Here is a 10,725-nt window from a genome sequence, read left to right on the forward strand (position 1 = left end):
AATTTTAACTAATGATTCCAGCAGATAATCCCAGACATTATTCTTAGACTATCAATGCTACCGGACACAATATAACTTCAGAGTCAAAACCAATAGACCTCTTGCCAAAGTTTCAAATTTTGTTTTTTTAACCACAGATATCCACAGATGAACACAGATGAACACAGATAATATTGATGAGATATCGACTTTGGCAAGAGATCTAAATAATTAAATTACCCAACTGTCACCCACCATTGCCAACTCTGTAACCTTCGTTCCTTGTTATTTATTTCCCCAAAAAAGGCAGTATTAAGTATGCAAACCAAAATCACTGAAGGATTTCGGCTTTCGCCTCATCAAGAACATCTCTGGTTAGTTCAGCAAGTTGGTAATAGCTTCCCGTACCGTGTCCAATGCGCTGTATCGATCGAGGGAAACATTAGCCCAAAAATTTTAAAATCTGTCTTAAAGAAGATTGTTAATAAATACGAAATATTTCGTACTACTTTTCATTACTTGCCAGGAATGAAGTTGCCTGTTCAGGTAATTTCTGATGCCAGTATTAAATGGGAGGATTACGACCTAAGCGATTTCAGCGCTGAAGAACAGGAAGCTAAAATTGAAGCGCTTTTTCACGAATTAAAGCAATTGCCGATCGACTTCGATAAAGGCCCTATTTTACATACCTTTCTAGCTACTCTCTCCTCCGACAAGCACGTATTGTCGATCGGCTTACCTGCGATGAATGCCGATACTGCAAGTATCAAGAATTTGGTGTGCGAACTTAGCCTTTCTTATGCTAATTCTTTACTAGGTGAAGAAGTAAACGAGTCACCGCTGCAATATGCCGATATTGCGGAATGGCAACATGAATTGTTGGAAGCAGAAGAAACCAAAATCGGCAGAGAATATTGGCGCAAACAGGATATATCTGCGTTTTTGAATTTAACTCTTCCTTTTGAAAAGGATATTGTTGAAAAGCCGAAGTTTCAACCAGAAGTTATCAGTATAACTATAGATACTGGTTTAACGAAAAAAATTGAAGAACTGGTTAACGAAAATAACACTTCCGTTTCTATATTTCTCTTAGCTTGTTGGCAGATTTTACTCTGGCGTTTAACTGGGCAAGATATTATTGTCGGTATTAGGACTGATGGGCGAAAATATGCCGAATTAAAGTCAGCTTTAGGTTTGTTTGCCAAATATTTACCTTTCTCGTGTCATCTAGAAGATAACTTCCGCTTCACCGACGTATTGAAACAGCTTGGTGAATCGCTGGAAGAGATTTACAAATGGGAAGACTGTTTTACTTGGGAAGAAATAGTTGGCTCCGATGCAAGCGCGTTTGGCGTGCCTTTTTGCCCTTTTAGTTTTGAGTTTGAAGAGGGTTCTGCTAACTATTCGATCGCAGATATTTCTTTTGCCATTACCAAGCAGTTTGCTTGCATCGAACCCTTTAAAATCAAGCTTGACTGCGTGCGTACAAAAGATGCGATAATTGCAGAATTTCACTACAATGCACACTTGTTATCGGCAGATGATATCAAGCGTTTGGCAGGACAATTTGAAACTTTATTGCAAAGCGCGATAGGGCATCCGCCCCGCTACGCGATCGCACAACTAAATCTGCTCAGCGATCGCGAACTTCACCAACTTTTATTCGAGTTCAATAATACGGAAACCGATTATCCAAAACACAAGTGCATCCACCAACTTTTCGAGGCACAAGTTCAACGCACACCAAACAATATTGCCCTCCTATTTGAAGATCGGCAGCTAACATATAGCGAACTCAACCAACGCGCTAACAAAGTAGCTCATTACCTGCAAGGATTGGGAATAAAACCAGAGGTAATGGTAGGAATTTGTGTAGAGCGATCGCTCGAAATGTTTGTAGGAATTCTCGGTATTCTCAAAGCTGGTGGAGCCTACATACCCCTCGACCCTAGCTATCCTCAAGAGCGGTTAGCTTTCATGTTAGAAGATGCTCAAACGCCAGTGTTATTAACCCAGGCATCTTTGCTCAGCGCTCATTTATCAAAAGTTATTGGCGATCGACCGACAACAAAAGTAGTTTGTTTGGATGCAGATTGGGAAGAAATCGCACAGCAAAGCCAGTCAAACCCGCTTACCGATATAACGCCTTCTCACCTCGCCTATGTTATCTACACTTCTGGTTCTACCGGAAAACCGAAAGGAGTTCAGATAACCCATCAAAACATAGTTAATTCCACAAACGCTCGCCTGACTTACTATCAAGAACCTGTCACCAGCTTTTTATTACTTTCATCTTTCGCTTTTGATAGTTCCGTAGCGGGTATATTTTGGACGCTTTGCCAAGGAGGAACTCTTCACATTCCTGCTGAAGGCATACAGCGAGAACCTCAAAGTATCGTAGAATTAATTGCCCAATATCGCATCTCCCATTTATTAAGTCTTCCTTCTCTTTATGCCCTCATCTTGGCACAAGCAAAAACCGAACAGTTAGTTTCGCTTCGCACTGTTATCGTAGCGGGTGAAGCTTGTCCAAAAGAGTTAGTTGAACATCATCTCAAACGCATTGCTGAAACATCTTTATTCAATGAATATGGCCCTACAGAAGTAACAGTTTGGAGCAGTGTATATCATTGCCGATCGCAACTATCAAAAACGCAAGTACCGATAGGTCGTCCGATTGCTAACACCCAAATTTATATACTCGATTCCTATTTGCAACCTGTTCCCATCGGCGTTGCTGGCGAATTGTATATCAGTGGTGTTGGTGTAGCCAGAGGTTATCTTAACCGACCGGATTTAACTGCCGAAAAGTTTATCTCGAATCCTTTTGTAAAGGCAGAAGGTAAAAATACGAAGGATGAAAATACTTCAAATCGTCTTTACAAAACTGGAGATTTAGCCAGATACTTACCCGATGGCAACATAGAATTTATCGGTCGCATCGATCATCAAGTAAAAATTCGCGGCTTCCGCATTGAAATCGGAGAAATTGAAGCATTACTACTTCAACATCCAGGAGTGCGGGAAGCAGTAGTAATCGCGAGAGAAGATGAGCCAGGTAACAAACGCTTAGTCGCTTATGCAGTTCCATCTCAAGAATCTGCTCCCACAATTAGCAATTTGAGCGTTTTTTTGAAAGAGAAATTGCCTGAATATATGGTGCCTTCTGCCTACGTAATGCTCAAGGCTTTACCGCTAACACCTAATGGCAAAGTCGATCGGCGATCGCTACCTGCACCTGAGCGAGTACGCCCGGATTTGGAAGCAGTTTTTGTCGCACCTCGTACCCCTGTTGAAAAGATATTAGCCGAGATTTGGGCGGAAGTTTTAGGTATAGAAAAAGTAGGTGTCTATGACAACTTTTTCGAGTTGGGCGGACATTCCTTATTAATGACTCAGCTTTTGGCAAAGGTGCGAAATACTTTTCAGGTGAGTTTATCCTTGGGCAGTATGTTTGAAGCGCCTACCGTTGCAGGAATGAGCGAACGTATCGAGATGACAGTGGGAACAGAAAAAATTAGCAGACAAGATGCGATCGATCTCAATGCAGAAGCTGTTCTAGACCCCACAATTCGTCCAAATAAGCTACCTGTAGAATTCACCAGCGCACCGAAAAATATCTTATTGACTGGAGTAACAGGTTTTGTAGGAGCGTTTTTACTCTACGAACTCTTACAACAAACTGAAGCAGATATTTATTGTTTGGTTCGTTCCACCAATGCAGTAGAAGGCAAACAAAGAATTCAAAGCACACTTGCATCTTATTTGCTTTGGGATGAAAGCCTGAGTTCCCGGATTATCCCCATCGTAGGAGATTTGTCCAAACCGCTTTTCGGACTTTCAGAAGAGCAGTTTTTGATGATGGCAAATCAACTCGATGTCATCTATCATAATGGTGCATTGGTTAATTTCACTTATCCTTACTCTGCACTGAAAGCTGCCAATGTTTTGGGAACGCAAGAAATCCTGAGATTGGCAAGTCAAGCTAAACTTAAACCAGTGCATTTTATCTCCACAACTTCGGTTTTTTCCTCAGCAGGTGCTGACAAAGTTCGTGTTGTTCGAGAAGGAGATGAAATCGATAATAGCGAAGTAATCAATGGAGGCTACGCTCAAAGTAAATGGGTTGCTGAAAAATTAGTAACAATTGCCCGTTCCAGAGATATTCCTGTCGCTATTTACAGACTGGGACGTATTTCTGGGCATAGTCGAACTGGTGCTTGCAATACAAATGACCATACTTTCAGAACAATTAAAGGCTGTATCCAACTCGGATATGCGCCCAATTTGGACGCGATCGCCAACATTACCCCTGTGGATTATGCCAGCAAAGCGATCGTTCATTTATCCCAACAGAAACAATCGCTGGGTCAAAACTTTCACTTAGTAAATCCTCAACCTGCACATTGGCATGAATTAGTTAACTGGATTCGTGCGATGGGTTATCCGCTTGAGGAAATATCCTATGAAAGTTGGCAAGCCAAACTACTTAATATTGCGGATAATTCACCGGAAAATGCTTTGTATCCGCTTGTCTCTACGTTTTCTGAAAAGGTTTCTGTTGATGATAGTAAAGCGGTGCTGGAGTTCGACTGCCAAAATACCATTAATGGACTTGCAGAAACATCGATCGCCTGTCCGCCAGTAGATGCACAATTGCTTAGCACTTACTTTTCATACCTGATTCGTAGCGGCTTTTTAGATTCCCCGTCGTCGAGTCAGAAACTTGAATACTCATTTCCCAAAAGCTGAGGTAATCATACATGATTCAAGAAGCAGTTAATTTGCAGCAAAGTTATCTGAGTAAATTTATCGATCGCTATAACAATAGCACCCGAACATCCAAAGAATTCACCCAAAAATATCGCCCGATTCTAGCCGATACCAGAGTTTCGGATGGATTCAACTTTTTTGTCAAAGAAATGTTGTATCCAATTGTGGCAAAACAATCTTTAGGTTCCAAAATATGGGATATCGATGGTAACGAATATATCGACCTAATCATGGGATTCGGTATCAATCTCTTCGGTCACAATCCACCTTTTATCAAAGAAGCATTGCAAGAGCAACTCGAACTAGGCATACACATAGGGCCACAAATAGAACTTGTAGGTGAAGTAGCGGAATTAATTTGCGAATTGACACAAATGGAACGAGTTACCTTTAGCAATACAGGCACAGAAGCAGTAATGACAGCAGTGCGTGTAGCCAGAGCGGTAACAGGTCGTCATAAGATTGTTTTATTTTCTGGTTCTTATCACGGTCATTTTGATGGAACGCTAGCCAAAGCGCAAGCAACGCCGATCGCTCCCGGAGTCCTGCCAAATTTCGTTGCAGATATTTTGGTTTTAGATTACGGAAATCCTCAATCACTTGAAATGATCGAATCCCATAAAAATGAATTAGCGGCTGTTCTAGTTGAACCCGTACAAACTCGGCGACCTAACTTTCAACCCAAAGAATTTCTGTTGCAATTAAGGCAATTGACAAAAGAATCCGATATCCCGTTAATCTTTGATGAAATGGTGACAGGTTTCCGAATTCATCCCGGAGGAGCGCAAGCTTACTTTGGCATTCAAGCAGACATTGCTACTTATGGAAAAATTGTCGGTGGCGGTATGCCGATCGGAATTATCGCCGGCAAAGCTGCTTACATGGATGCCATTGATGGCGGTATGTGGAACTATGGCGATAACTCTTCTCCTCAGACGAAAAAGACATTTTTTGCAGGCACGCACTGCAAGCATCCACTGTCAATAGCTGCTGCACGCGCCGTACTAAAACATCTAAAAATGCAGGGTTCTGGACTTCAGGAAAAGTTGAATCAACGCACATCTCAATTTGTTTTAACGCTGAATAATTACTTTGAACAAGAAGGATTACCCATCCGGTTAGCGAATTTTGGTTCTCTGTTTGGCCCTGCTGTTTCAGGGAATGATGATTCGGAAAATTCGACTTTTTCGGCAATTATGGATTTGTTATTTTACCATCTAATCCACAAGGGAATTCTCTTGCGAGGTGTAGGTAATTTTCTGTCTACATCTCATACAGATGAAGATTGCGATCGCATCATTCAAGCTGTTAAAGATAGCGTCGCAGAACTGCAAGATGGAGGCTTTCTACCAAAACTTTCTATCAAAGCTTCCTAATATAAGTCCCGATGATTTCAACCCCACTCACAGCGCCAGGAAAAACTTTTGATGTCTTTAGCAACTGTTTATAACGCTTATAACCCCTTTGCCAGAATATATAACGAATATTGGGCAGCGGATATTGCCAAGAAAACGATACCACCTTTGGAGAAATTGCTGATACCGCACCTCCCCGAAAGAGCGCGGATTATTGACCTCTGTTGTGGTTCTGGACAAGTGACACAACAGCTACTAAAAAGAGGCTACCAATTAACTGGAATTGATGGCTCTGAAGAAATGTTAGATTATGCTCGTAAAAATGCACCTAGCGGTGAATTTTTACTGGATGACGCACGTTTTTTTAAACAGCCTCCAACTTTTCATGCAGTTATTTCGACAACTGGCTCCCTCAACTATGTGATGAACCTTGAGGAATTGACAAGCGTCTTCCGAAATGTTTATGCAGCACTGCTGGAAAATGGCTTGTTTGTCTTCAACGTATATTTGGAAGAAGAATATCAGTCAGATTGGAATGGTAGTATGTCTGGCGATATTAAAGATGATTATGCTTGGGCAGTTCGACAGATCTATTATCCAGAAAACAAAATTGGCGAACTTAAAATCACCATATTCCAACTCGTAGAAGGAAACTGGCAGCGCACAGATACAACGATTCTAGAAAAATGTTATTCCAGCGCAGAAATTCAATATGCGCTGTCAAATGTGGGCTTTACGGAAGTCAGCGTTTATGATGCAGAACGCGAACTGGGAGTAGAGCGATCGACTGGTAATACTTACTTTGTTTGTCGTAAGTCCTTAAGTAAGTATTCGTAATAGCTAATACCAAATCCGCTGCGATTACCCCCGTTATTCAAAGGGGAGAGTGGGGGAGTCAAAAGTCAAAAGTCAAAAGTCAAACATTCAAAATTCCTCCCTTTTCCCTTTTCCCTTTTCCCTCTCCCTCTTCCCTCTTCCCTCTTCCCTAACCCCTAGCCCCTAACCCCTAACCCCTAACCCCTAGCCCCTAGCCCCTATTTACCCAAAGCAGCAGCATGGTGTGCAAAATGATCGCCAATAAATGACGCAATGAAATAGTAACTGTGATCGTAACCGAGTTGTTTGCGTAGAGTCAGGGGATGATTGACTTCCGCACAAGCTTTAGCAAAAATATCCGGGCGCAATTGTTCGTCCAAAAATTGGTCTGCGTCTCCCTGATCGATCAAAATCGGCAATCGTTCTGAAGTCAGCTTCACCAGATAGGTTGGATCGTAACCGATCCAATCAGATTCATTGTCGCCCAAATAATTCCGAAAAGCTTTTTGTCCCCACGGAACTTGAGAGGGAGCGACAATCGGAGCAAAAGCTGAGATACTTTTGAACATACCCGGATTTTTGAGCGCGATCGCTAAAGCACCGTATCCCCCCATTGAATGTCCGAAAATGCCACGACGATCGGACAAAACGGGAAAGTTAGCCGCAATCACTTGCGGTAATTCCGATACCACATAATCGTACATTCGATAATGTTTTGCCCAAGGCATTTGCGTAGCATTCACATAAAATCCCGCACCCGTTCCCAAATCCCAACTTTCCTCTTCTCCTGGCAAATTGCAACCGCGAGGACTGGTATCGGGAGCAACTACAATTAAGCCATATTTCGCCGCATATTGTTGCGCTCCCGCTTTGGTGATGAAATTTTGTTCTGTGCAAGTTAATCCGCTCAACCAATAGAGAACTGGGCAAGATTGAGACTCAGCTTGCGGTGGTAAATACACGCCAAAATTCATTTGGCAGTTGAGTACTTGGGAGTAATGGCGATAGACATTTTGCCAACCGTCAAAACTCCGGTTATGGCTGACTGAAGTGATGTCAGTAGGAAGTTGTTGAGACATGAATTGTTATCTATAGGGTAAAGAAACCCGGTTTCTATGAAAAATAGTGGGTTTGGCGACGATAAATCTATGCAGAAACCCGGTTTCTAGCTTGCTCTATACAAAATGACAGAACGAATGCTTTTGCCAGCGTGCATCAAGTCGAATGCTGTATTGATTTCTTCTAAAGGCATCGTCTGAGTGATGAACGGATCGATCTTAATTTCGCCGGACAAATACTGTTCTACATATCCGGGAAGTTGCGATCGTCCTTTCACACCGCCAAACGCACTACCCCGCCACACGCGACCCGTAACCAGTTGGAACGGACGAGTGCTAATTTCTTCGCCAGCACCAGCCACGCCGATAATAGTTGATTCTCCCCATCCCTTGTGACACGCTTCCAAAGCAGCTCGCATTAAATTGACATTGCCAACGCACTCAAAAGTATAATCGGCACCGCCATCTGTGAGGTCAATAATTACTTGCTGAATCGGTCGATCGTCATCTTTAGGATTGATACATTCGGTTGCACCCAACTGCATCGCCAGTTCAAACTTACTGGGATTGATATCAACTCCAATAATGCGTCCTGCTTGCGCCATTACAGCACCTTGCACTACGCTTAAACCAATTCCACCCAAACCGAATACAACAACTGTCGATCCCGGTTGCACTTTCGCTGTGTTTAATACAGCACCAATCCCTGTAGTAATACCGCATCCTAACAAACAAACTTTTTCTAACGGTGCGTCTTTATTAATCTTAGCGATCGCCATTTCTGGCAATACAGTGTACTCGCTAAACGTGCTAGTACCCATGTAATGATAAATCGGCTGTCCGTTTTTGCTGAATCGACTCGTACCATCGGGCATCAATCCTTTACCTTGAGTGATGCGAATTGCTTGGCAAAGATTCGTTTTTCCCGACAAACAAAACTTGCATTGTTGACATTCCGGGATGTACAGCGGAATTACTCGATCGCCCGGTTTAACGCTAGTCACACCAGCACCAACTTCTTCCACAATACCCCCGCCTTCATGCCCTAAAATCGCCGGAAAAATGCCCTCCGGATCTTTGCCAGAAAGGGTGTACGCATCCGTATGGCAAACACCAGTCGCCACAATCCGAACCAGAACTTCCCCAGCTTTTGGCCCTTCCAGGTCAATCTCTTCAATTTCTAGAGGTTTCCCAGCTTCCCAAGCGATCGCAGCCCGTGTTTTCATAATCGATTATATGGAATATATTCAAAGAGGTACGATATTCATTTTACCGATTCGGGTGGAAACATTAGCAAATCAAAAGTCAAAAACTGATAAACTTAGCAACTTGAGTTACAATACCAACAGTAGAGCCGTGGGTTTATTTTATGCAAATAAAAACACTCAAACATCGGTATACTCCCGAAGAATATTTACAGCTAGAGGAGTCGGCGGAATATAAAAGCGAATACCGAGATGGAAAGATTGTACCGATGACTGGTGGAACATCAAATTACAATCAAATTGCTGGGAATTTTTATGCTAACTTGTTGTTTGCTTTAAGAGGTCAGAATTACAAAACCTATATTGGTGATATGCGGTTGTGGATACCTCGCTATCGCCAGCACACTTATCCTGATGTGATGGTAATTGAGGGAAAGCCGATTTTTACTGAAAAAAATACAACGACTTTAACGAATCCATCATTAATTGTGGAAGTGTTATCCAAATCTACCAAAAACTACGATTTGGGAGATAAGTTTGTTTATTATCGATCGATCCCTGCATTCAGCGAATATATCCTCATCGATCAAGCCAGATATCACGTCATGCAATATAATAAAACAGCCGAGAAGAAATGGCTGTTAAGCGAATATGAATCTGAAGAAGCCGTTTTAGCTTTAAACTCAATTAACTTTGAAATTAAATTGAGCGAAATTTACGAAGGGGTGGACTTTACAGAAACCGAAGAATAAAGTATATCTAAGTAACGCTGAGGGCGAGAAATGGTCGAGATAGTCAGAACGCGAAAACTCTACGAGCGAGACTTTGTGGCGTGGTGTGACGACGGGGTAGCTCGTCATTTTAAGGCCAAACTAATCTAAAATCCCAAATCGAAAATCTAAAATCGCGTGACTTTTGACTTCCGCATAGTGGCTACGCACGTAAAAGCTGTTTTACTGTCCCGATTAACTCTTGCGGGTGGAAAGGCTTAGCAATATAGGCATCTGCACCTTGCTTCATACCCCAGTAGCGATCGAATTCCTCCTTCTTCGCCGAACACATCACCACAGCCGTATTCTGCGTTTTGGAGTCGGACTTGATCTTGCGGCAAACTTCATAGCCGTTCATACGCGGCATAATAATGTCCAAAACGACCAGATCCGGGCAACTCTCCTGAATGTGTTCCAGGGCTTCCACACCGTCAGAAGCCACAGAAACATTCAGACCACTTTTTTTCAAGAGCGTTGCGATCATTTCCCGTTGCGTGAGACTGTCTTCCACCACCAGAACTTTGCTCATAATATGCTACCTACTTGCTAAGTTCGTACCTTAAAAAGGAAAGCGTAGTCTACCCTGATTGAAGCTCCCCGCCCCCTTGTGGGCGGGGAGCTTCAACCACTTCCCATGTTTTTATTATCGCATTCCCCATAATTTACCGAAAACCGTGCGTGAAAGCCCCTGGCTTTAGACATGGGGATGAAACGCACCTGGCGATTTTAATCGCCGTCAAGTCCCTGGTTTCCACTTCTGATTCTCAAT

At 42.6% G+C, this 10,725-nt stretch carries 7 protein-coding genes; 4 read left to right on the plus strand and 3 right to left on the minus strand.

Going from position 1 to position 10,725, the window contains the following annotated elements; translation table 11 throughout:
* Positions 1–297 precede the first annotated feature (297 nt).
* From H6G03_RS21245 to H6G03_RS21255, 3 genes are read left to right on the plus strand one after another with little or no spacing between them, the layout of a single operon-like run.
* Complete coding sequence (locus H6G03_RS21245; protein WP_190467997.1) at positions 298–4,731, plus strand: non-ribosomal peptide synthetase family protein; 4,434 nt, start codon at positions 298–300, stop codon at positions 4,729–4,731.
* An 11-nt stretch (positions 4,732–4,742) separates the two neighbouring features.
* Complete coding sequence (locus H6G03_RS21250; RefSeq protein WP_190467999.1) at positions 4,743–6,128, plus strand: aspartate aminotransferase family protein; 1,386 nt, start codon at positions 4,743–4,745, stop codon at positions 6,126–6,128.
* Between the two features lie 51 nt (positions 6,129–6,179).
* The gene (locus H6G03_RS21255) at positions 6,180–6,944 is read left to right on the plus strand and encodes a class I SAM-dependent DNA methyltransferase (RefSeq protein ID WP_190468001.1); all 765 of its coding nucleotides are present in this window, start codon (positions 6,180–6,182) and stop codon (positions 6,942–6,944) included.
* Between the two features lie 197 nt (positions 6,945–7,141).
* Here the strand turns inward: H6G03_RS21255 and fghA are convergent, their stop codons facing one another.
* Complete coding sequence (gene fghA, locus H6G03_RS21260) at positions 7,142–8,002, minus strand: S-formylglutathione hydrolase (protein ID WP_190468004.1); 861 nt, start codon at positions 8,000–8,002, stop codon at positions 7,142–7,144.
* A gap of 86 nt (positions 8,003–8,088) precedes the next feature.
* Positions 8,089–9,207 carry an S-(hydroxymethyl)glutathione dehydrogenase/class III alcohol dehydrogenase gene (locus H6G03_RS21265; RefSeq protein ID WP_190468007.1) on the minus strand — a complete coding sequence of 373 codons (1,119 nt, stop codon included), beginning with the start codon at positions 9,205–9,207 and terminating at the stop codon, positions 8,089–8,091.
* Positions 9,208–9,350: 143 nt separating this feature from the next.
* Here H6G03_RS21265 and H6G03_RS21270 point away from each other — a divergent pair, with 143 nt between their 5' ends.
* Positions 9,351–9,938, plus strand: a complete 588-nt coding sequence (locus H6G03_RS21270; protein ID WP_190468011.1) for a Uma2 family endonuclease — start codon at positions 9,351–9,353, stop codon at positions 9,936–9,938.
* 181 nt (positions 9,939–10,119) lie between these two features.
* On the opposite strand, the gene H6G03_RS21275 is transcribed toward H6G03_RS21270, so the two are convergent.
* A complete protein-coding gene (locus H6G03_RS21275) occupies positions 10,120–10,485 on the minus strand; it encodes a response regulator transcription factor (RefSeq protein WP_190468014.1) in 366 nt (121 codons plus the stop codon).
* Positions 10,486–10,725: the final 240 nt, after the last annotated feature.

The organism is Aerosakkonema funiforme FACHB-1375, assembly GCF_014696265.1.
Taxonomy (GTDB): Bacteria; Cyanobacteriota; Cyanobacteriia; order Cyanobacteriales; family Aerosakkonemataceae; genus Aerosakkonema; species Aerosakkonema funiforme_A.

Bases quoted from the DNA above. Each gene is read 5' to 3' on its own strand.
- H6G03_RS21245 (WP_190467997.1), top strand. From the start codon at position 298: ATGCAAACCAAAATCACTGAAGGATTTCGGCTTTCGCCTCATCAAGAA.
- H6G03_RS21275 (WP_190468014.1), bottom strand. From the start codon at position 10,485: ATGAGCAAAGTTCTGGTGGTGGAAGACAGTCTCACGCAACGGGAAATG.
- H6G03_RS21255 (WP_190468001.1), top strand. From the start codon at position 6,180: ATGTCTTTAGCAACTGTTTATAACGCTTATAACCCCTTTGCCAGAATA.
- H6G03_RS21250 (WP_190467999.1), top strand. From the start codon at position 4,743: ATGATTCAAGAAGCAGTTAATTTGCAGCAAAGTTATCTGAGTAAATTT.
- H6G03_RS21265 (WP_190468007.1), bottom strand. From the start codon at position 9,207: ATGAAAACACGGGCTGCGATCGCTTGGGAAGCTGGGAAACCTCTAGAA.
- H6G03_RS21270 (WP_190468011.1), top strand. From the start codon at position 9,351: ATGCAAATAAAAACACTCAAACATCGGTATACTCCCGAAGAATATTTA.
- fghA (WP_190468004.1), bottom strand. From the start codon at position 8,002: ATGTCTCAACAACTTCCTACTGACATCACTTCAGTCAGCCATAACCGG.